A 22920-nucleotide genomic window follows, 5' to 3' on the forward strand; every position below is an offset into this window, starting at 1 on the left:
GGGCGCTCAGAAACTAAAGCCCTAACAAATATAGACATTGAATTTATAATCTTGTATTATTTTTATACCTCTTAACTTGTCTTTTTAAAACCTCAAAGTGTATTTTAAAACAAAGCAGAAGCAATAGCTTTCACATTATCACTTTTCCCCATAGAATAATAATGTAAAACAGGCACACCAGCGTTTTGAAGCTCTTTAGATTGTTCTATTGCCCATTCAATACCAACCTGTCTTACGTCTTGATTTGTTTTACAATTTTCAACACTTTCAATTAAATCCTGTGGTAAATCTATTTTAAAAACTTGAGGTAACAATTGTAAGTGTCGCTTCACAGCAATAGGTTTTATACCAGGAATAATAGGCACATTTATCCCTTCAGCTTTTGCGGCTTCAACAAATTCGAAAAACTTTTTATTATCAAAAAACATTTGAGTGACGACATAATCCGCTCCTGCATCCACCTTTTCTTTTAAACGTTTTAAATCGGTTTTTAGGGAAGGTGCTTCTATATGTTTTTCGGGATAACCAGCAACACCAATACAAAAATCGGATTTATCATCGGCTTCAAGCACGTCGTGTAAATATTTCCCTTTGTTCAGGTTTTGAATCTGACTCACCAAACCTTTTGCAAATTGGTGTCCACCATCACACGCTTCAAAATATTGTTGATGCTTCATGGCATCACCACGCAAAGCCATCACATTTTCAATCCCTAAATAATGGCAATCGACGAGCAGATATTCGGTTTCTTCCTTTGTAAATCCTCCACACAACACATGTGGAACCGTATCTATGTCATATTTATGCTTTATGGCTGCACAAATACCAACGGTTCCTGGTCGCATTCGTGTGATTTTTCGATCCAAAAGCCCATCTTTTTTAATATAAAGATATTCTTCTCTGGACGTTGTTACATCAATAAACGGAGGATTGAATTCCATTAAAGGATCAATATTATTATATAATTGCTGAATGCTATTTCCCTTTTTTGGTGGAATTATTTCAAAGGAAAATAAGGTTTTTCCGTTAGCGTTTTTTATGTGTTCTGTTACTTTCATAATATTGCCCACGCAAGTGGATATCTCTTTAAAACTCCCTTTAACTTCAAAGGGGACATTTTTTTATTTATTTTGGCGTTACCACTAGGGTCGCGCTTTCCGTTATATCTTTTTATCGTGCCTCTAAAAAGGATGCCACTACAATCGCTAACGCACTAGTCTGCGATATTAGGACTCAACCATTTTGTCGCCTCTTCATCTGAAACACCTCTTCTTTTAGCATAATCCTCAACTTGATCTTCTTTAATTTTTCCCAATCCAAAATATCTGGCTTCAGGATTGCCAAAATAATAACCACTTACACTTGCTGCTGGCCACATCGCTAAACTCTCAGTTAGCTTAACACCGATGTTTTCTTCAACATTTAAAATTTTCCATATGGTTTTCTTTTCTAAATGGTCCGGACATGCTGGATAACCTGGTGCTGGTCTGATGCCTTCATAACTTTCTTTAATTAGGTCGTCATTAGATAAGTTCTCATTTTTAGCGTAACTCCAGTGTTGTGTTCTTACCTCTTTGTGTAAATATTCAGCAAAGGCTTCGGCTAAACGATCTGCCAAAGCTTTAATCATAATGGAATTATAATCATCATGATCGGCTTCAAATTTTGCTGCGAGTTCTGCGGTTCCAAATCCTGTGGACACACAAAAACAGCCCATATAATCTTGTTTTCCTGTTGCTTTTGGTGCAATGAAATCGGCTAAGGCTATGTTTGGTTTGCCTTGGGCTTTTTTGGATTGTTGACGAAGGGTTAATAATTTGTACGTTTCTTCTTTTACAGATGCTGAATCAAGTTCAGCATGACTTTCGGATACTTCTAGTTCAATATCATCATCATTTGCAGTATTTGCAGGAAACAATCCGAAAACACCTTTTGCTTTCAACAGTTTTTCATCAAAAATCCGTTTCAGTAATTCTTGTGCATCGTCAAATAATTCTGTGGCTTGTTTTCCAACCACTTCATCGGTTAAAATCGCTGGATATTTCCCATGTAAATCCCAACTTCTAAAAAATGGCGACCAATCGATAAAATCTTCAAGTTTGGTAAGGTCAAAATCTTCTAAAACCTGAATGCCTAAATGTTTTGGTTTCACTATTTCAGAAGTATTCCAATTAATTTTGAATTTGTTTTTTCGAGCTTCAGCAATCGTCAAATATTCTTTTTTCTTGGTACGTTTTAAAAATTGTTCCCTAAACGCATCATACTCTTCTCGAATCTGTTCTTTATAAACTTTACTGTCTTTTTTCAACAAATCGCCAACAACGGTTACAGCTCTTGAGGCATCGTTAATATGAACTACGGTATTGCTATAATGTGGTGCAATCTTCACAGCTGAATGTGCTCTAGAGGTAGTGGCTCCACCAATTATCAATGGAATTTCTATGCTTTGCTTTTCAAGGGCTTTAGAGACATATACCATTTCATCTAACGATGGTGTAATTAGTCCGCTAAGCCCAATGATATCTACCTTTTCCCTAATAGCGGTCTCCACAATTTTTTCTGGTGGTACCATAACACCAAGGTCAATAATTTCGTAATTATTACAACCTAAAACCACACTTACAATGTTCTTTCCAATATCGTGAACATCTCCTTTTACAGTGGCCATTAAAATTCTGCCTGCAAACTCTTGTTTTCCATCTTTTTCGGCTTCAATAAAAGGTTGCAAATAGGCAACGGCTTTTTTCATCACACGAGCAGATTTCACCACTTGTGGCAAAAACATTTTTCCACTGCCGAATAAATCACCGACCACATTCATACCAATCATTAAATGCCCTTCAATGACTTCAATGGGTTTATTTGAAGCTAATCTAGCTTCTTCAACATCTTCAATGATAAAGGCATCGATACCTTTCACTAATGCATGCGTGATTCTAACCTGTAAAGGTTCGTTCCGCCATTCCTGCACTGCTGCATCTTTGCTTGTAGAGGTTGAACCTTTTGCCTTAAGTTCTTCTGCAAAATCCAATAAGCGTTCTGTGGCATCATCGTTTCTATCGAATAGCACATCTTCAACGAGTTCTAATAAATCTTTGTCTATTTCGTCGTAAATTTCAAGCATCGTCGGATTTACAATACCCATGTTCATACCATTTTTTATGGCATGATATAAAAACGATGAGTGCATGGCTTCACGCACCACATTATTACCTCTAAAAGAAAACGACACATTACTCACACCACCTGAAACGTTGGCATAAGGCAAATTTTCACGAATCCATTTGGTAGCTTCAAAAAAGTCGATGGCATTTCTACGATGTTCATCCATGCCTGTGGCTACGGGAAAAATATTGGGATCGAAAATGATATCCTGTGGAGGGAAGTTGAGTTCGTTAACTAAAATATGATAGGAACGTTTGCAGATTTCTATACGCCTGTCATAATTATCTGCTTGACCATCTTCATCAAAAGCCATAACAATAACGGCTGCACCATAGCGTTTAACCAATTTAGCTTGATGCTTAAATTCGGCTTCGCCCTCTTTTAAACTTATGGAATTAACCACACATTTTCCTTGTGCAACTTGCAGTCCGGCTTCAATGATTTCCCATTTTGAACTATCGATCATTAATGGGATTCGAGATATATCTGGTTCTGAGGCAATAAGATTTAGGAATGTGGTCATGGCATGGACGCCATCGAGCATACCTTCGTCCATATTGACATCTAAAATCTGTGCACCACCATCGACTTGGTCTCTTGCAACTTCTAAGGCTTCGTCGTACTTTTCCTCTTTTATCAAGCGTAAAAATTTACGTGAACCAGTTACATTGGTACGTTCTCCAACATTGATAAAGTTACTTTCTGGTGTTACCACTAAAGGTTCAAGTCCGGAAAGTGTTAAATATTTCCCATCTCCAACCTCTTCCCCAAGGGAAGAGGCTTTTTTCGTTTCATGAGTTGAATTTCGTTTCATTTATAACATTTTTAGTCCCTTCCTATAGGGAAGGGATTAGGGATGGGATTCTTGGTTTGTAATTTTTCGCCACATCAGCAATCGCTTTGATATGCGCTGGACTCGTGCCACAACAACCACCAATGATATTAATGATACCGTCCTTTAAATAGTCTTCAATATAGTGTTGCATTTGTTTTGGTGATTCATCGTATTCCCCAAATGCATTTGGTAGACCTGCATTTGGATGTGCTGAGGTATAAAATTCAGTTTCATTAGATAAACGCTGTAAATAAGGTTTCAATTGTTGAGCACCAAGAGCGCAATTAAAACCAACACTTAATAACGGAATATGCGAAATTGACGTTAAAAAAGCTTCAACCGTTTGTCCAGATAAGGTTCTTCCCGAAGCGTCGGTAATCGTTCCCGAAACCATAATCGGAATATCGATGTTTCGATCTTCCTTAACTTCTTCAATGGCAAATAACGCAGCTTTTGCATTGAGTGTATCAAAAATGGTTTCCACTAAAAGAATATCTACACCACCATCAATTAATGCTTCGACTTGTTGCTTGTAGGCCATTCGTAATTCGTTAAACGTTATTGCTCTATATTCTGGTCGATTGACGTCTGGCGATAAACTAGCGGTTTTATTGGTTGGGCCAATACTTCCTGCTACAAAGCGAGGTTTATTGGGATTAGCTTTTGTGAATTTATCGGCAACTTGTTTAGCGATCTTAGCCGATTCAAAATTCAATTCATAAACCAAATCTTCCATGTCGTAATCTGCCATGGCGATTGTGGTTCCTGAAAATGTATTGGTTTCCACGATATCTGCTCCAGCTTCAAAATATTTAGCATGGATTTCTGCAATGGCTTTGGGCTGCGTTAAGGACAATAAATCGTTGTTTCCTTTTAAGGAGGAAGGATAATCTTTAAAACGTTCGCCTCTAAAATCTTCTTCAGTGAAATTATATTGCTGAAGCATGGTTCCCATAGCGCCATCAAGGACTAAGATTCGTTTTTGTAATTCTTCTTTTATTTTGCTCATAGTTTTTTGTTTTTAAAACACCCCTAATGAGCTACGCTCGGTAATTTCTAAACAAAATATATTTTGTTTCTCATTAACCTCAAGAGGACAATCCAAACATTTAAATGTTTAGTTTAATTTCATTTTTCTAAGGCTTGTTTTAAATCGTTAATAATATCTTCAGGATGTTCTAATCCAACAGAAACCCTGATCAATCCTCCAGTAATTCCAGTTTCTAAACGCACATCTTCTGGTATTTTAGCGTGTGTCGTAGATGCTGGATGCGTCACTATACTTCTGGTATCGCCTAAATTTGCGGATAGTGATAACAGCTTTATAGAATTTAAAAATTTTCGACCAGCTTCAATACCTCCTTTAACTTCAAAAGCCACAATGCTTCCGCCTAACTTCATTTGTTGTTTGGCTAAATCGTATTGTGGATGCGTTTTTAAAAATGGATATTTTACAAAATTCACGTTATCATGAGATTCTAAAAATTCGGCCACTTTTAATGCACTATCACAATGTCTATCGATTCTAACGGGTAAGGTTTCCAAACTTTTTGATAACACCCATGCATTAAACGGTGATAATGCAGGACCAGTATTTCTGGAAAACAAATAGATTTTCTGAATTAAATCGGCTGAGCCAACCGTTACACCTCCTAAAACCCGTCCTTGGCCGTCCATTAATTTCGTTGCAGAATGAATCACTAAGTCAGCCCCAAATTTAATGGGCTGTTGTAAATAGGGTGTGGCAAAACAATTGTCAATTATAAATAAAAGATTGTGTTTTTTTGCGATGTCGCCCAATCGTTTTAAGTCTAAAATATCAACAGCTGGATTTGTTGGGCTCTCTGCATAAATGCATTTGGTGTTGGGCTGAATGAGACTTTCGAGGTTATCTAATTCATCAATTTTGAAATAGCTAGTAGAAATATGCCACTTCGGTAAAATATTATTGAACAAGGTTTGAGTTGAGCCAAAAATACTTCGACAAGATACGATATGGTCTTCGGAATCCAATAAAGCCGCAAATGTTGAAAACACTGCTGACATCCCAGAAGCAAAGGCATAGCCACGTTCGGCACCTTCCATTAAACATACTTTTTCTACAAATTCGGACGTATTTGGATTGGAATACCGACTGTAAATGTTGCGTTCTTTTTCATCTGCAAAAGAAGCGCGCATATCCTCAGCATCTTCAAAAACATAACTCGACGTTAGATATAACGGACTAGAATGTTCTAAAAATTCCGTACGTTCTATTTGCGTTCGTATGGCTTGTGTTTCAATGTGTTTTGAGCTCATTTCTATTTTTTAACAAATCAAAATACCAAATCCTTGAGGATATAGTTTATAGTAAAATGCTAAAAAGAATTTGAATTACAGATCGTAATTACGTTGGGTTATCTATCTAATCACACGATAAATGAATCGGTAATTACGTAGAATTTAGCACCTTCTTAATAAGTTTAAGGGTTGCTAAGGCTTCATTGGGTCTAATCCCTCTGCCTTTCTTGATAACATTTCAATACTTTATTTGAACTTTGTGAAGTACAATATTCCGAAAGAAATCAGTAATACGCAAATTTTATTCACTTTATTTTAACAGAGGCGTATAGTCTTTTAATCGTAACTTTGAAGCATCCCAAATGAATTAATTATGTTAGATAATTTCTGGTTTAATGTTCAATATGGCATGAACCATGTTTTAGATATCAACGGCTACGACCATGTGCTTTTCCTAATGGTTTTAGCTGTGCCTTATGTTTTTAAAGGATGGAAACGTGTGCTTTTACTCATTACCATGTTTACTTTAGGGCATACATTATCCTTAATTTTAGCCTCTTACGGTATTGTAACGGTCAATAGTAAACTGGTGGAGTTTCTTATTCCAATTACCATTTTAGTGGCAGCTATTTATAATTTATTTACGGCGAGTAGAAAAACGCATAGTAATAAAGTAGGTCTGTTGTTTTTTGCAACCTTGTTTTTTGGGCTCGTTCATGGGTTGGGTTTTGCGAGGGAATTTAAAATGTTTGCCGGTCAGTCTCAAAATAAATTGGAACTATTGATTGAATTTGCTCTAGGTATTGAAATAGCCCAAGTTATCATTGTATTTATCGTTTTGTTTATTGGTTTTCTATGCCAAACGATTTTTAGAGTTTCCCGTCGCGATTGGGTTATGGTATGTTCATCTATTGTGATTGGTTTAGTTATTCCCATGATTTTAGGAAGTGATTTGCTAAGTAATAGCTAAAGTTTGGTAAAACTTTAACGGCTAGTAAATTGGTTATAAAATACGAAGCGTTTATATTCGTTACTACTAAGTACATTTGTATTAGAATAAGAATTAATGCCACACACAAAACAATTACGTTACGATAAAGCTTACCTACGCATTGCCAAAGAATGGGGAAAATTATCCCATTGCAAACGCAAACAAGTTGGCGCACTTATTGTAAAGGATAGAATGATAATTTCTGATGGCTACAATGGTACACCAACAGGTTTTGAGAATTACTGTGAGGATGACGAAGGCTATACCAAATGGTACGTGTTACATGCTGAAGCTAATGCGATATTAAAAGTAGCATCCTCAACACAATCTTGTAGAGGTGCGACGTTATATATTACGCTGTCACCATGTAAAGAATGTAGTAAATTAATTCATCAGGCAGGAATTGTAAGAGTAGTCTATCAGCAAGGTTATAAAGATGATTCTGGTTTACAATTTTTGGAAAGAGCAGGCATAGAATTAGAATTAATTGAAGATATAGATTGAGATTCCCATTTTCATGGGAAATAATATGGCAACAAAAAACAAATACATACCGCTAATTATAGGACTTGCGATTGCAGCAGGTGTTATTATTGGTGGACGATTAAATTTTACAGATACTTCAGACAACCTTTTTTCTACCAACAGCAAAAAAGATAAACTCAACCGTTTAATAGATTATATCGATTACGAATACGTAGAAGATGTAAATACCGATAGTATTGTTGATGTTACGGTTAACGGAATTTTAAATAATCTCGATCCACATTCATCATACATTCCAAAGGAAGATTTAGAGCGAATTACTGAAAACATGAAAGGTAATTTTGTGGGTATTGGTGTGAATTTCTATCCTTATAAAGATAGTATTGCTGTTGTAAAACCGACAGAAGGAGGTCCAAGTGAACGTGCAGGAATTATGAGTGGTGACCGTATTCTCTATGCAGATGGAGATACACTTTATGGCCGCAAAATTGATAACGATTTATTAGGTAAAAAACTCAGAGGTAAAAAGAATAGTACCGTAAAACTGACCGTTTTTAGAAAAGGCGAAGACGAATTATTGGAGTTTGATGTAAAGCGAAAAGAGATTCCGATTAAAAGTGTTGATGCTGCATATATGTTAACCGACGATTTGGGATACATTAAAATGAACCGTTTTGCGGAATCTACTTTTATGGAATTTAAGGATGCTCTGGATGAACTGAAAGATTTAGGAGCGACAAAATTAGCTTTAGATTTAAGGGGTAATCCTGGAGGATTTTTAGGTATTGCAGAGCAAATTGCAGACGAATTTTTAGAAGATGATAAGCTCATTTTATTTACAAGAGATAAAAAGGGAAAGGAAGAACGGACTTATGCAACAAGGCGTGGTGATTTCGAAGAAGGCGAAATTTATATTCTGATTAATGAAAATTCGGCATCGGCTAGTGAAGTTATTGCAGGTGCACTTCAGGATAATGACAAAGGTATTATAGTCGGGAGACGTTCCTATGGCAAAGGATTGGTGCAGCGCGAAATGGCATTAGGCGATGGTAGCGCAGTCCGACTTACGGTTTCTAGATATTATACACCAACAGGTCGTTCCATTCAACGGCCTTATGTCAATGGTGATAGCGATAATTATTACAATGATTATTACAAACGTTTAAGAACTGGGGAATTGGCAGATGAAGAAAGTATAGTGGTAGATGATTCCTTAAAATTTACAACACCAAAAGGAAAAGTAGTCTATGGAGGAGGTGGCATCATTCCAGATGTTTTTGTGCCGGTGGATCGCTTGTTTGATAATGAAACGATAAATTATTTAAGACGAAGAGGTCATTTTGGCTATTTTGTGTTTGAAGAATTAGATAAAAATAGAAGCATCTATGAGAATGTCACTAAATACGATTTCATTAATAATTTTGAAGTTAGTGAAGATATCGTTGTACGTTTTCAGGACTATATAAATAAGCAAGAACGCACCAACATTACTTTCGTTGCCTATAATGATGAGATCAGGCTTCTGATAAAAGCAACCCTTGCACTTCAGTTATTTGACGATAATGCCTTTGAAGAAATTATAAATAAGGAAGATATTATGGTACAGGAAGTGATTCTTTTAAGTACAGAATATCCTAGTTTTAAGGAGTAAGATTTATATAATCTTATCGTGCACTTTAGTATGTTTCCCATCATTCCAAAGCGTTAAAATATCTGTTGCCACATGCGATCCGCTACCACAAGCCATTGAAAATTGACTGCGCCAACCCGCTAATGTTCCAGCGACATAAAGATTTTCTTCAATAAGATGATCTTTGTTTTTCAACCAAATTCTATCTTTTTCAATTGTAGCCCTTGGGTGTGGCTCTATATAATTTTCCAAGCCTTTTATGGTCATTAAACTCGTATATCCGACAGCAATTACGACGATTTTAGAATGGTATCTATTTTTATTAGTGGTTACAATAAATCCTTCGCTAACTTTTGCAATAGCAGTTACCTTTTCTTTTTCAAATTGAAAAATATGAGGATAAAGATTAGCTAGTTGTGTTTTTCCATCCTCCAAAATATCAGAACCCAAAGTGCCAGGTTGTAACCCTAAAACATTATTAAATAAAGCATTTTGAAGATGTGATGTTTTTTGATGGGCAATAATGCCAATGGTTTTACCTTCCGCAAAAGGCTTGTTTTTTGCAGAACCTAAAACCAAAGCACAAGATAAGCCAGCTGCACCAGCTCCAATAATTAATGTATTAAACATGTTTATTATTTTTATAACAAAATTAAGCTAATTGCCGGACATGAAATTACTTAGTAAAAAGTGCCTGTTTTTTATTCAATAGCCATAGCAGATTGTTCATTTGGCTTATAAATCTTAAATTTAGCTAATTATTCTATAATTATTTATGAAGCATATATGTATTTTAATAGTTACACTATCTAGTATTATTTCAATGTCTGCGCAAAATTCATGGGAGGATTATACTAAGATGGCTGATTCATTAGCATTACTCTCTCAATTTAGGCAGGTTTTAGATTGTAGAGACAAGGCTGTTGAAATTGCAAGTGTTACAACAAAAGACACTATCCCATATTTAGAGTTATTAAGAAATATTTCTCAAAACGAATCCATAATTGAAGACAAAGATTTAAAGGAGGAGGCTTATAATAATTTGAAAAGTCAAATTGAGGAATTAAAGAAATTTAGTACAAATCCAGATCGGTTATACAGAATATATAATCGATTATATAAAGCTTCAAGTCAAACTAATAATATTGACGACAGTGATTACTTTATAACTCAATCTTTAGAAAATCACTACAAGAGTTCTGCAATTGATTCGTTGATGCTATTGGAAACATTACAAAACGCGGGTGCAACATATAAGCAGATCGGTAAGTTAAATGAATCCGTAGCAATGTTTCAGAAAGCTGAAATTTATTGTCAAGATTTAAAAATCGAAGATGCCAGTATGCTTGGATTTAATTATATGAGTTTGTCTGAACTTCATAGGTACAGATATCTCGATAATCCTAAAAAATTTATTGAATATTTAAAAAAAGCACAAGATGTTTATGAAAACGCTCATGCCGTAGATGATATGATACGTGTGTATCTGGGGCTTTCTGATTTTAAAAGTTCAGAAGGTAATTTTGAGCAGTCTATAAATTATTTAAAAAAAGCATTTCGAGCTTATAAAGAAGATGTTGAAGAATATAAAAAAGGAGGTTTAGATAAAAGCAATATTAATCTAGAGATGAAACTTCATAACTATTTTATTGAGAAATACAGAATGGTGGGTAATGAAAAATCAATGCTATACCACCTTAATGAAATGTTAAAGCAAGCGACACCAAAAGTTTTAAATGATAACATCAAAGATTTAATTAGTCTAAGTCATCTTTATCTAGTTGAATACTATGAAAATGATAATATTGAACAAGCCCTTATTTACTTAAATCAAGGAAGTAAATTTTTCCCAACGGAGGATTTGTATTTCATTCGAGAAGAATACGATATGCATTATGTTAATATATTCATGAAAAAAAACGAATATGATAAAGCGCTGACTATTTTAAAGACCTTGAGTGAAACAAAAGGATTACCACTGTTTATAGCAAAGACAACACTTGAAAAACGGATTGTCTTGAACATAAAATCCGAAAAGTATGATGATGCTTTTTTAGGGATAAATACGTTCTTAATACGCTATTATGATACTAACGAAGCTACAGATATTAGAACATTGGCTTATAAAGATTTCAATCCAGGAACAGTTTTGAGTGATACACAGCGTTTTTTGAATATCGCTAAAGAACTTAAAGCAACACCAAATGACCAAGTAACCGAAAATTTATATTGGTTGGCATTAAAACAGTTTCAAGCCAATCTAAAACAAGAGATTTTAAGTGATAGAGTTAACTTACTTTACGCTGATGTTTGCTACTATTTCTATACAAAAGCATCAAACAAGGCATTGAGTCCATCAAAATTAAATCAATTTATAACATTTACTGAAACGATTGAGTCTAAACATCTTTTAAATACCTTCATCAATAATAGAATAGATTCTCATGCCATTGAAATAGATACCTTAATCAACCAAGAGCAAAGAATAAGAGCCAACATTACTTATCTAAAAAAGCAAAATATTGAAAAGCCAATAGATAGTATTAATCAACTCATTTTTGAAGATAATTTAAAACTAGAAAAGATTAATGAGCAGCTTAAGAAAAACTCAAATAGAATGGCTGGCTTGGTGAACACCGAAAATATTCTAGAACAGATTAAAGACAATTACATTATTAAGTATAAGCAGGTCAACAATAGTCTATTTAGAATTGAATTTAACACTACAAAAGACATTACTGTCAATGAAATTAAAGATTATGACATTTTAAAAGATAAAATAAAAGAAACCGTTGCGCTTTTAAAAAAACCAGATTCTTCACCTGAAACTATAATTAAAAACACGGATATTTTATTTAACAAACTTTTGAGCGATACGATTATTCTCAATTTCTCTGATACGGTCTATTTAATTTTAGATGATGTTTTACACTATTTACCCTTTGAATTGTTGACTCATAATAAGTACTATCTTGTTGAAAATACAACGATAAGTTATGCATCAGCTTTAAGCTTAATAAATAATAACAGTATTGTACAAACATCAGATGGCAAAAAAAATATCGCTTTATTTGCTCCTTCGTATAAGTCATTTGCACCAACAAATGCGCAGTTAGCTGTGCGTGGCACACCGTATTATTTAGAAGGAACATTAAATGAGGTTAAAGCTATTTCTAAACTTTTTGCAAATAGCGATTTGTATATCAATGATAAAGCATCAAAAGAATCTTTTAAAAATCTATCGAAAGACTATTCTATTTTGCATTTATCCATGCATTCCTTTATAAACGACCAAGAAGCTGAACTGAGTAGTTTAGTTTTTTCAGATAATGACAAGGACTATGAGCTTTACATTTCAGAGTTATATGGTTTAAATTTAAATGCTGATATGGCGGTTTTAAGTGCTTGTAATACAGGTGTTGGAGAATTTAAAACAGGAAAAGGCATAGTGTCTATGAACACTGCTTTTACAGCAGCTGGAGTGCCTTCTGTTTTGTCAAGTTTATGGAGTGCACCAGATGAGGCTACAGAGAAAATAATGACCTCATTTTATAAGCATCTTAAAAAAGGAGAAACAAAAAGCGAAGCTTTAAAAAATGCAAAACTAGATTATTTAAAAATTACTGATGATCCTAACCTAAAACATCCTTATTATTGGGCAGGTTTTGTACTAACTGGAGATACATCGGCTATAGTCTCTCCTACTAATTATTGGCTTTATGGGATTATTGTAACTTTTGTATTAATTTTAATTGTTACTATAATTGCAAAAAGGCGATTAAAACTGAAGTCATAATCGCCATAACTGAAATTTTATAAGTTTGAGTTTTACTGTTTTAAAAACTTTAAAGTACTGTGTTTTCCATCATTCAGTTTTATAGATACCAAATAAGTGCCAGCAGATAGGTCTTGTACGGAAATAGCTTGAAAATTAGAAGTAATGGTTTTAACTTTTCTGCCCTCAAGAGAGAAAATGGCTATTTCGTTAATTGTATTATTTAAATCTTTAATGGAGATACTATCTGAACTTGGATTTGGGTATAATAAAAAGTTGGTTAGAGATGATTCATTTTCTTCTATAGACAACAAGTTAGCATTTGTAATCCATAAGTCAATACCTTGATTTGAATTGCTCGCACCACTACCATCTCCGTTGGCCTGAAAAATGAGCTTGCCGTTTGTATTGAAAAATTGGTCTGGTTGTCCTCGTCCACTTGAAGGGTTTATTGTTGTATTAAGAAGTGTCCCAGTTTCTGTGCCATTAGATGACCACAACTCTCCACTTAAAGCGGCTTCTATATTAGGATCATCATCATAAAAAGTAGCTTCAAAAAACAATAAATTTCCACCATTGCCTAATGAAGGTTCGCCGACCAAGCTGTCTTCTGGTCCTGGATTTATATCTCTAGTTAACAGCGTGCCTCCGGGTGTGCCATTTGTTCTCCAAAGCTCATAGCCGTTTGCGTCTGTATTTGCAGCAAAAAACAAGTAATTATTTGTTTTTTGAAATACATCAGCATAGTTTAGTCCACTGGTTAAAATTGTGCTTCCAGCAACTGTTCCATCGGTTTTCCAAAGGTCTACAAAATTGAATGAGGTGTCGTAAGCTGTAAAATAAAGTTCGTTATTGTACTCATAAAATGGGTATTCAGAATTACTATCCATTCTAAGATTTAAAAATATTACAGTTCCTGCTTCGGTACCATCAGTTTCCCAGATATCATTTTCTAAACTAAAATAGGCTTTGCCATTAAAACTGGTTAGTCCATTTATAAAAGAATCCCCTGAAGTATTAATATCTTTTACTAACAGTGTACCAGCGCTTGTACCATCTGTAACCCAAAGTTCTATGCCGTTGATGCCATCATTAGCTGTAAATACCACTTTGTCGTCACCAACTTTTGTGAAATAATTGGGTTGGCTAGATGAAGCGCCTGGTCTTATATCTTTTAGAAGTATTGGGCTGTTGGGTGTACCATCACTAATATATAACTCATAACCATTAGTTATCGTTCCATGTCTAAATACAAAGTTGGTGTCTAAAATGGCAACGCTTCTGGTATCAAAACCAACGACTGGAGATTCTGCGTTTTCTTGAAGAAACGGAGTTTTGATAGCTCCATTTGTTTTATAAACTAGGGTTTCTCCTAGTTGAAAGGCATGGTAGTATAATTCATTATTGAAAACAAATATTGGACTAGCACTAGTAATATCATTAGAGTTTATAAAATCAGATGTGCCAATTTCAGTTCCATTTGTTTTCCAAATAGTGCTTTCGGTAAAGTTTTTAGTAGCACTGAAATATCTGTAACCATTAAATTCAATACCTGTGTCTATAGTTAAATTGGTTGCGCTTGTAGTATTAATTGTTAAAAAATAATCTGCAGTTTGTGCTTTTGTATTTTGCATACTTAGCACAGAGAAAGTAATAATGATGTATAAATATTTCATATTTAATTAATTTTATTTGTTTAATGTAGGACCACCTCAAAAACACCTAATGGATCTGTTAAGTTAGGATTGCTATACAAATTACCTGTGTACTTAGCAGTTGTGTCAATGGTTAAAGTGCCTGAAAATGATGCTTGTACCCCGTTTTCCGGATTGGTGAGGTTTGCAATTATGGTTGTATTATTTTTAGTCCATGTGCCATATGCCGTTGGTGGACTGCCAGAGTCTTCTAATTTAACTATTATTGTACCGTCTGAGAAAAATTCCATTTCTAAGTACTCACTATTGCCATTAATAATAAAACCCGTGAAAACACCTTGAAGTGGATTACTCAAAGTGATATTCTTTACGGTTTGACCTGCACTATTTGTTATTATAACCTGTAGATTGTGAATGCCAATCGGTAGCGTTTTGTCCCAGCTCAATATACCGTTGATGCTATCAATATTTAATCCTGCTAGTGGTGCTGATAGAGAAAATGTACCTTGGTCTCCATTCCAATCTATAGTAGGTGCGGTTGAGTTACCTGTTTGAAAAAATGTAGCATCAAAGTTAGTCGCAGTATAATTTACCGTAGGTATATCAACCGTTGAGGATTCATCATCTTTACTGCACGATGCGAAAATTAAAAAAGCTATAAATAAGCGTATTAATTTTGATTTAAATAAAATTGTTTTCATTGTTGGTTGTATTGATTAATAAAAAAAAGAGTTGGCTTCAATCTGTAGTATATTCCCAAAGGATCTCAGCTGAATAAGAAAAAAAACCGCCAGATATATTGACTTCTGAAGAGCTAGGGTAATCATCTATTAAATTGTAAGAATAATTTTCACTCAACGCTTCGTTAAACGGCGAAGAAACAATGGTGCTTAAAATATTGTTTTGAGGTACGTAATTGATTTTAAAACCTTCGTAGTGTCCAAAGGCAGTATTAGACAAAAACGATGGTGCTAGTTCTTTTAGAGTAATCATGGAAATAGAATTATTTAAATCCAGATTGTTATAAATTGGTACTAAGGGATTTCTTGAAGAATCATAGGTGATTTCTACTTCTTCAATTAATTCTAAAGGTGTGTTACTTTGTTCAGAAACAAAAATTTCATAATTGGTTAACTGTTCATCATTGTTGTATTCTAATACATATTTGTCTATTCTATAATTATTAGTTTCAGTTTCTAATATTTCAGTGATTTGATTATTATCATTATATGATAAGTCTCTAGTAATATGTAATTCTTCTGTGCTACCTATTGAGTTAGGTGCAACAATCTCTTGCCTTATTAATAGATTTTGACTATTGTAATGAAGTGTGCAAATACCATAATCTAAATTGGTTATCGTTTTTAAACGATTCTCGGTATCAAAAGTGTAGGTGTTATTTGCAAACTTGAAAAGTTTGTCACCTTGATAAATAACAGAGAGTACATTACCATAAGGATCTAATATGGCTTGAGGCTTTCCATTGTTTAAATAATATATTTCACTTGTTTCTGAGGTGTTTATAAATCCACTGGTGATACTAGTGAATTTTTTAAGTTTAACTTTGGATTCAGATTCTTCTAATTTACCGTCATCATCGCTACTACAATTAAAAGCTACTAGAATAATTAAAAGGTATAAAATAGTTTTCTTTAAAATAAATTGTTCCATAATAGAATTTGTTTTCCTATTAATGTCAACTTTATAAAAAGGTAAACCTGTTTATTTTATTTTTTTAAGAATGGCATCTGCAGCCTTGTATTTATAGGACTTTTTGGCTGTAATAGTCTGTAGTATAACTTTAGCGTCTATGATATTGTCGCTTTTTAAATACGCTAAAGCCAAATACCAATTGCGATGAGTTGCTAATTTATCCTCGAAGCCTTTATGTTGTTCAAATAAATTAATAGCTATTTGTGTATTACCTAATTGTAGTTCGCAGATGGCCTCATAAAATAGATAATAAGATGTGTTCGTTGTATTAAATAAGGTATGAAACTTCTCTGATGCTACTTTATAATTATGTGCATCGTAATAAGCAAAAGCTTCTGTTTTGGTATTAGTGTGTTCATCACCACGAGAGGCTGGTGCTATAACATTAGTATAAGGTTGAAAATATTCAGCAAATAATTGCTCATTTGAAACAGTCTCTGTTGGTTGAAGTAGACTAAAGATGCCCAGGGCTATAATTAATGAGGCTGCAATGACTATTGTATAATAATTAAAACGTTTTTTGGGAGCTTCTAGTTGTTGAAGCTTTCGTTTTAGATCATCTTTTTTTATTGAAATAATAGCTGTTTTTGTTTGTTTTTCAAATTCAACCTGTGCTCTGAATTCAGCATCTGTTGACATTAATTTATCAAACAAGGTTTTTTGATTGGCATTGAGTTTACCACCAAAATAAAGTGCTATTAATTCTTCGTTTTTCATATTATGCATTTACGAGTTGTTTTAGTTTTTTTAAACATCTCGATTTTAGGCTTTTTACAACATCTGTTTTATCATAGTTCTCAATCTCTTTAATGTCTGTTAAGGTATTTCCTTTAAAATAAAAAAGTTCTAAAATGCGCTGGCATTGTTTGCCTAGTTTTTTAAAATTTGCTTTTACGAGCTGTTCTCGCTCAGATAATACTTCATTTTCTAAAGTTAAATCCTCAAGAGTAATCTCTTCATTAATGGGTGCATCAATAATATTTAATTTAGAATGTGCTCTGAGGTGCTCATAAATTTTAAACTTGCCAATACTAAATAAGTAAGTTTTTATACTACTTGTAAATGCTGTTATTTTTCCATTCAATAAATTTTCATAAAGACTTAAAAAACTGTCTTGGTAAATATCTACGATTTCATTGTCCTTTAATGAGAACTTTCTACCAAAAGCTATAAAATCATCTTTATAGTTTTTATAAAGAAGTTCAAAGGCATTATCCTTATCCTTTAAAAGATCTTCTAGTGTAGGTTCTTTATTCATTAATGCATTAGAGACTAAAAAGTAAACTCAAAGTTAGAAAAAACAATTGTAATGAAAATATTTTTAAATAATTGTGCTTTATGATGTTTACCTTTTTAATTACATGTCATAAATGGAAGAACTATTAATTTAAAACCTATTTTAAAAATGAAAGTATTACAAACAATTTTATTTATGGCATTTGCGTTCTTAGCAACATCATGCGGTGGAGATGACGATTCTCCTTCGGAACCTTCTAATAATAATTTGTTTTCTGTGAAAATCAATGGAACAGATTATAATCCGCAGTTTGTTAACGGATTAATTACAGTAATAGGCTCTACTATTACAATAAGTGGTAGCGAGTCTAATGGTGATAATGTGGTTATTAATTTTCCTATCAGTGCAGAAGCGGGAGATACGTTTACCATTGCAGACACACAGTTTGTGGCTAGCTACGACGCTAGTAATGGTGATAGTGCTCTGTCGAGTAGTGGCAGCATTACAATTACAGCTCATAATACAGAGACTCAAAAAGTATCTGGTACTTTTAACTTTGTTGGAGATCCAATACTTACAGGAGGTACGACTTATACTTTTACTGATGGGACTTTTGAAGTGACTTACAGTTTAAATTAAGTAAAGCTGTTTTAAGCGTAATGAGCCTAATTACCACTATTTTGAGTTAGTTGGTATTAGGCTCTATTTTTTTTAGAAAGTTTTTCAATCTTCTTAGAAATCCTAAGAATTTGTAAAAGTATAAGTGCACAAAGCGCAGCTACAATTGTAATGATTGCGGTTTGACTTTCGCCTTCAAGTAGGGCTTCAAAATTTAATTTAGTCGCATTAAAAATGATGAGTGCAATAGCGATTATGGATAAAATAAGCGTGAAGATCTTCATATTTCAAATTTTTTATGCCAATAATTCTTTAATATTATGAGCAAATAGTTTTACGGCTATGGCTAACAAAATTACGCCAAAAACTTTTCTTATTATTTTTATTCCGTTTGCGCCAATAACATGTTCAATTTTTGCTGAGGTTTTTAACACAATATAAATGACAATCACATTACAAATAACAGCAACAATAATATTTTCAATGGCGAATTCGGCACGTAAAGATAATAAAGTGGTTAAACTTCCTGGTCCTGCCATAAGTGGAAATGCCAACGGAAAAACCGAAGCCGTCAAAGCATCGTGTTCATCGTCCTTATAAAGCGTAACACCCAAAACCATTTCCAAGGCAATAAAAAAGATAACAAAAGCACCAGCTACCGCAAATGAGTTGACATCAATGCCAATGAGATTTAATAAACTTTTTCCAACAAAAAGAAAGATAATCATAATTATACCAGCTATAATAGACGCTTTTTCACTTTGTATATGCCCGACTTTTTTACGTAAATCCATAATTATCGGAATATTCCCGATAATATCAATGACGGCAAAGAGCACCATAAAGGCTGTAAATATTTCTTTAAAATTTAATTCCATTTTTTAGTGTTTTTAAATTTAGGGTAATCTTTAAAAAATGATTATAAGTATTTAGTTATCATTTAGTTATAGGTTAAAAAATCAATAACCTCCTGAAATTTTTTGCAAAGGTGCGATATTATTAATGATTTACAATATTAAATTACTGATAACTTTAATAGTTTAGTTTATTGACAATTTTTTGTTGTTAGCCTAAGCCATTAAGTACTTAAAAACTTTAACTGCACTTATAACTTTTTAGTTTTATTTTTGCATTATGTTTCAACTCGGAAAAACCATAGTCTCAGAAGACATTATAGAAAAAGATTTTGTTTGTAACCTATCGGCTTGTAAAGGTGCTTGTTGCATTGATGGCGATGCTGGTGCACCTTTGGATAAAGATGAGGTGCAAATTCTAGAGGATATATATCCTAAAGTAAAGCCATTTCTTCGTAAAGAAGGTATAGCGGCTATTGAAGCTCAAGGTACATCGATAACAACAGATTTTGGGGATTTAGAAACACCCTTAATCAACGGAGCAGATTGTGCGTATGTCATTTTTGATGAGAAAAAAACTGCACTTTGCGGCATAGAAGAAGCCTATAACCAAGGAGAGATATCTTGGAAAAAACCAGTATCTTGTCACTTATATCCGATAAGAGTGAAAGAATACACTGAGTTTTCTGGTGTAAACTACGACAAATGGGAGATCTGTGATGATGCCTGTGCTTTGGGCAAAGAATTACAAGTACCAATTTATAAGTTTGTAAAGGAAGCACTGATTAGAAAATTTGGTGAAGATTGGTATGCTGAGTTGGAAAAAGTAGCAGAGAACCATAGTATTTGAATTTTGATACCGCGTGCAAAAGTCTAGTAAATAGCTATGATCTATAGCGAAATATACAATTTTTAACAACACGAAACCATTCTCTATGATATGTAATGAGTTGATAATTAGGTTATAATTTTGTATATTGAAGGATTAATAATCTATAATTCTTCTCTCATGAAAACTTTAAACGTTTTAAAAAGCATAGCAGTAATAGTTTGTTGCTTAGTGCTTCATACAACAATGGCACAAAACGAAAAAGAAACTAAGGATAAGCTTCCAGCAACTTACGATTTCGATTACCTCTACAAACTCAAAATGACACATAAGAAAGGCAATATGACCTTTGACTACTACCTCAATAAAGACTCAAAATATTTTGGGTTTGATACTTCGGAAATGGCTAAGGGAAATAATGGCACCAAAGTATTTATGGTCATGGATTCAGAATTAGGCCTGACAGCGATGTTCATGGATATGATGGGTAAAAAGGTAGTTCAGAAAACATCATTTAACACTTCAAAATATGGAACTGACACTGATAATATGCCTGACCATACATTCACTCAAATTGACTCAAAAACCATCAATGGATATGAATGCGAAGGTTATGTGAGTGAAAATGACGATCAAAAAATCACGTTCTATATTACCGATGATGTAGATGTAAGTTTCAATCAAATGTTTGGTAGCAATACAAAAAATCTTCCTAAAGGTTTTGATACGGGTTGGTTAGAAAAATATGCAGAGAATGGTTTAATGATGGAAATGATATATGAAGATAAAAAGAAATCTAAAAATAATATGACCATGCTATGTACCGATTTAGAAAAGACAGATTTTTCTATAGATACCAGCAAATACGGTTCAATGATGGGGGCTTTTGGTGGCTAAACTATGCATCTTAGGTTTTAGTTTAGTGGTAGGGATCTGCAAGGTTATTTTGGTGCCGCATGGTCTGCCGTTCTCGTACAAATCTTCAATATCCAAGGAATAAGAATTCTCAAATGCCTCTGAAAAATTTGCCAAGCGAGCTTTGGTAATGTCTATACCAACTGAATTACGTTTTAATTTCTTTTGATCGTTTATTTTTCGGGAAGCTAATCTGCCTATACCATTATCTGTAATTTCAACAGTTATAAAGTGTGGTGAATTTTTGCTGACTTTTAGGTCTATTTTTTTGTTTTCAGCTTTTGAAGATAAACCATGCCAAAGTGAGTTCTCTAAAAACGGTTGAAGCACCATGGATGGAATTTTGGTGACTTCGGTATTTATGGCTGGATCTACAGTGACATTGAAATCAATTTCGTTGGAAAAACGAATGTTTTCGATATTCATGTAAAGCTTCATGGTTTCAAGTTCGTCACTAAGCGACGTTTCTTTTTCTTGGGAGGCCATTAAAATCTTACGTATTAATTTCGAAAACTTATTCAGGTAATAAACGGCATTGGTCTTGTCGTTGTTAATAATGTAGAGTTTTATGGAGTTTAACGAGTTAAATATAAAATGGGGATTCATCTGGCTTCGCAGCATATCTTGTTCCAAGGTCAAAATGTGCTTATCACGTCTCAATGCTTTTGTTCTATTAAGTATAAAAAGGGCTATACCCAAAGCCACTAGGAGTAAAGAGGTATAAAGTAAAATTTTCTTATTTCGCTCTAATCGTAATCGTACGGTTTCGTTTTCTAGAGCCAGTGCCTTTATTTGATTGTTCTTATTTTCGTTTTCATATTCAATGGCAATATCGTTTACATATTGTAGATTTTGCTCGGTTAGAATGGTGTTTTCAATCTCTACAGCTTCTTTGTAATACTCTAAGGCGGCTTTGAATTTTTTATTTTTCTGGTTAACTTCAGACAACAATTTATTAGATTCAGTTACAGAGGATTTTAAATTATAAGAATTGGCTATGTTGAGCGCTTTTTTTAAATTTTTTTCAGCTGAAGAGAGCTGGTTCATTTCAAGCTCTAATTGTCCCAGATTGATATAAGACGAGGCAATATAGAACTGATCGTCTATGTTCAATGCTTTTTCGAGTGCTTCTTTTATAATAGGTTCAGCTTCCTTATATCGTTCTTGCTTGAGATAAATTCCACCGATACTGTTATAGCAAATTACACGACCAATTTCGGAGTTGATTGCATTGTTATATTCCAAGGATTTTTCATAATTGGACAACGCAACATTTAAATTACCTTTGGCTTCTTCCGCATAACCAATATTATGATAATTAATAGCTAACCCTAGTTTGTTATCAGCCTCTTTTTCAATTTTAAGCGATTTATTAAATTGAATGATGGCTAAATCATATTGTTTTAAGGCCAAATAAATATTACCAATACTATTTTGAGAAACGGCAATGCTATGCTTTATAGTTTTTGAGGGATTAATAATCGAATAGGCAGATTTCAGTGCTTCTGTATGATAATCTAATGCAGGTTTAACGACGTCCATACGTCTGTAAGCAACACCAAGCATATTAAGGCTAATAATTTTTAATTCATCATTTTGGGCTTTTTCGGCGTACTCTTTTGCTTTTTGATGAAGTTTTATAGACTGGTTATAGTTAGAAATATTTCTATTTGTAACACCCATTGCATTTAGAGCAAAACAAGCACCTTCATAATAATTGCGGTCTTTTGAGAGCTCGAGTAAGCGTTTCATCTTTAAACTATCACGTTCAAAAGGTTTGATTACAGAGTCGATTATAGTGTATTGCTTCGGTTGGTTTACTTCAATATAGTTTAGGGTGTTTTCAAAATTAGATGTTTGTGCATAGTTGGTAGAAGCATAAAAAAAAAGGATGATGCAAGTGCATAGTAGTTTATGTGATAATAAATGGCTCATCA

20 protein-coding genes and 1 riboswitch are annotated in these 22920 nt (G+C 33.7%); of the genes, 7 read left to right on the top strand and 13 right to left on the bottom strand.

Annotation, left to right across the window (positions count from 1 at the left end; all coding sequences use genetic code 11):
• Nucleotides 1-104: 104 nt before the first annotated feature.
• The 4 genes from metF to HM990_RS01210 form a co-directional block, all read right to left on the bottom strand.
• Nucleotides 105-1058, bottom strand: a complete 954-nt coding sequence (metF, locus tag HM990_RS01195) for a methylenetetrahydrofolate reductase [NAD(P)H] (protein WP_178987181.1) — start codon at nucleotides 1056-1058, stop codon at nucleotides 105-107.
• Between the two features lie 155 nt (nucleotides 1059-1213).
• Entirely contained in the window at nucleotides 1214-3979 is a 2766-nt protein-coding gene (metH, locus tag HM990_RS01200; RefSeq protein ID WP_178987182.1) for a methionine synthase, read from the bottom strand.
• A gap of 22 nt (nucleotides 3980-4001) precedes the next feature.
• Nucleotides 4002-5009 (bottom strand): homocysteine S-methyltransferase family protein, encoded by a 1008-nt coding sequence (locus tag HM990_RS01205; protein ID WP_178987183.1) that lies wholly within the window; start codon nucleotides 5007-5009, stop codon nucleotides 4002-4004.
• A gap of 119 nt (nucleotides 5010-5128) precedes the next feature.
• Complete coding sequence (locus HM990_RS01210; protein WP_178987184.1) at nucleotides 5129-6298, bottom strand: trans-sulfuration enzyme family protein; 1170 nt, start codon at nucleotides 6296-6298, stop codon at nucleotides 5129-5131.
• Nucleotides 6299-6393: 95 nt separating this feature from the next.
• A riboswitch (SAM riboswitch) is annotated at nucleotides 6394-6517 on the bottom strand.
• Nucleotides 6518-6653: 136 nt separating this feature from the next.
• Between HM990_RS01210 and HM990_RS01215 the strand changes: the two genes are divergently transcribed.
• From HM990_RS01215 to HM990_RS01225, 3 genes are all read left to right on the top strand, one after another.
• A complete protein-coding gene (locus HM990_RS01215; protein ID WP_178987185.1) occupies nucleotides 6654-7250 on the top strand; it encodes a HupE/UreJ family protein in 597 nt (198 codons plus the stop codon).
• A 96-nt stretch (nucleotides 7251-7346) separates the two neighbouring features.
• Nucleotides 7347-7775 carry a deoxycytidylate deaminase gene (locus tag HM990_RS01220; protein ID WP_178987186.1) on the top strand — a complete coding sequence of 143 codons (429 nt, stop codon included), beginning with the start codon at nucleotides 7347-7349 and terminating at the stop codon, nucleotides 7773-7775.
• Nucleotides 7776-7800: 25 nt separating this feature from the next.
• Nucleotides 7801-9408, top strand: coding sequence for a S41 family peptidase (locus tag HM990_RS01225; RefSeq protein ID WP_178987187.1), 1608 nt, complete (start codon nucleotides 7801-7803; stop codon nucleotides 9406-9408).
• A gap of 3 nt (nucleotides 9409-9411) precedes the next feature.
• Here the strand turns inward: HM990_RS01225 and HM990_RS01230 are convergent, their stop codons facing one another.
• The gene (locus tag HM990_RS01230) at nucleotides 9412-10017 is read right to left on the bottom strand and encodes an FAD-dependent oxidoreductase (RefSeq protein WP_178987188.1); all 606 of its coding nucleotides are present in this window, start codon (nucleotides 10015-10017) and stop codon (nucleotides 9412-9414) included.
• Nucleotides 10018-10246: 229 nt separating this feature from the next.
• Here HM990_RS01230 and HM990_RS01235 point away from each other — a divergent pair, with 229 nt between their 5' ends.
• Nucleotides 10247-13183, top strand: coding sequence for a CHAT domain-containing protein (locus HM990_RS01235; protein WP_178987189.1), 2937 nt, complete (start codon nucleotides 10247-10249; stop codon nucleotides 13181-13183).
• A 32-nt stretch (nucleotides 13184-13215) separates the two neighbouring features.
• Here HM990_RS01235 and HM990_RS01240 read toward each other — a convergent pair whose 3' ends face one another.
• From HM990_RS01240 to HM990_RS01260, 5 genes are read right to left on the bottom strand one after another with little or no spacing between them, the layout of a single operon-like run.
• Nucleotides 13216-14838, bottom strand: coding sequence for a T9SS type A sorting domain-containing protein (locus HM990_RS01240; protein WP_178987190.1), 1623 nt, complete (start codon nucleotides 14836-14838; stop codon nucleotides 13216-13218).
• Nucleotides 14839-14858: 20 nt separating this feature from the next.
• Complete coding sequence (locus HM990_RS01245) at nucleotides 14859-15518, bottom strand: hypothetical protein (protein ID WP_178987191.1); 660 nt, start codon at nucleotides 15516-15518, stop codon at nucleotides 14859-14861.
• A 37-nt stretch (nucleotides 15519-15555) separates the two neighbouring features.
• A complete protein-coding gene (locus HM990_RS01250; RefSeq protein WP_178987192.1) occupies nucleotides 15556-16488 on the bottom strand; it encodes a hypothetical protein in 933 nt (310 codons plus the stop codon).
• 51 nt (nucleotides 16489-16539) lie between these two features.
• Nucleotides 16540-17247: a hypothetical protein gene (locus HM990_RS01255; protein WP_178987193.1), complete on the bottom strand. Its 708-nt coding sequence runs from the start codon at nucleotides 17245-17247 to the stop codon at nucleotides 16540-16542.
• A 1-nt stretch (nucleotide 17248) separates the two neighbouring features.
• A complete protein-coding gene (locus HM990_RS01260) occupies nucleotides 17249-17788 on the bottom strand; it encodes an RNA polymerase sigma factor (RefSeq protein ID WP_178987194.1) in 540 nt (179 codons plus the stop codon).
• Nucleotides 17789-17935: 147 nt separating this feature from the next.
• Here HM990_RS01260 and HM990_RS01265 point away from each other — a divergent pair, with 147 nt between their 5' ends.
• Nucleotides 17936-18406: a DUF6252 family protein gene (locus HM990_RS01265; protein WP_178987195.1), complete on the top strand. Its 471-nt coding sequence runs from the start codon at nucleotides 17936-17938 to the stop codon at nucleotides 18404-18406.
• A gap of 56 nt (nucleotides 18407-18462) precedes the next feature.
• On the opposite strand, the gene HM990_RS01270 is transcribed toward HM990_RS01265, so the two are convergent.
• Together HM990_RS01270 and HM990_RS01275 are read right to left on the bottom strand one after the other, a co-directional pair.
• Nucleotides 18463-18669, bottom strand: coding sequence for a hypothetical protein (locus HM990_RS01270; RefSeq protein ID WP_178987196.1), 207 nt, complete (start codon nucleotides 18667-18669; stop codon nucleotides 18463-18465).
• 12 nt (nucleotides 18670-18681) lie between these two features.
• On the bottom strand, nucleotides 18682-19263 hold the full coding sequence (locus tag HM990_RS01275) for a MarC family protein (RefSeq protein WP_178987197.1): 582 nt from the start codon (nucleotides 19261-19263) through the stop codon (nucleotides 18682-18684).
• A 256-nt stretch (nucleotides 19264-19519) separates the two neighbouring features.
• On the opposite strand from HM990_RS01275, the gene HM990_RS01280 reads away from it, so the two are divergent.
• A complete protein-coding gene (locus HM990_RS01280; RefSeq protein WP_178987198.1) occupies nucleotides 19520-20089 on the top strand; it encodes a DUF3109 family protein in 570 nt (189 codons plus the stop codon).
• A 159-nt stretch (nucleotides 20090-20248) separates the two neighbouring features.
• Nucleotides 20249-20965, top strand: coding sequence for a DUF4412 domain-containing protein (locus HM990_RS01285; protein ID WP_178987199.1), 717 nt, complete (start codon nucleotides 20249-20251; stop codon nucleotides 20963-20965).
• On the opposite strand, the gene HM990_RS01290 is transcribed toward HM990_RS01285, so the two are convergent.
• Nucleotides 20939-22918 (bottom strand): tetratricopeptide repeat protein, encoded by a 1980-nt coding sequence (locus HM990_RS01290; protein WP_178987200.1) that lies wholly within the window; start codon nucleotides 22916-22918, stop codon nucleotides 20939-20941. The genes HM990_RS01285 and HM990_RS01290 overlap by 27 nt on opposite strands.
• Between the last annotated feature and the right edge of the window lie 2 nt (nucleotides 22919-22920).

It is taken from the genome of Winogradskyella schleiferi (assembly GCF_013394655.1).
Lineage (GTDB): Bacteria > Bacteroidota > Bacteroidia > Flavobacteriales > Flavobacteriaceae > Winogradskyella > Winogradskyella schleiferi.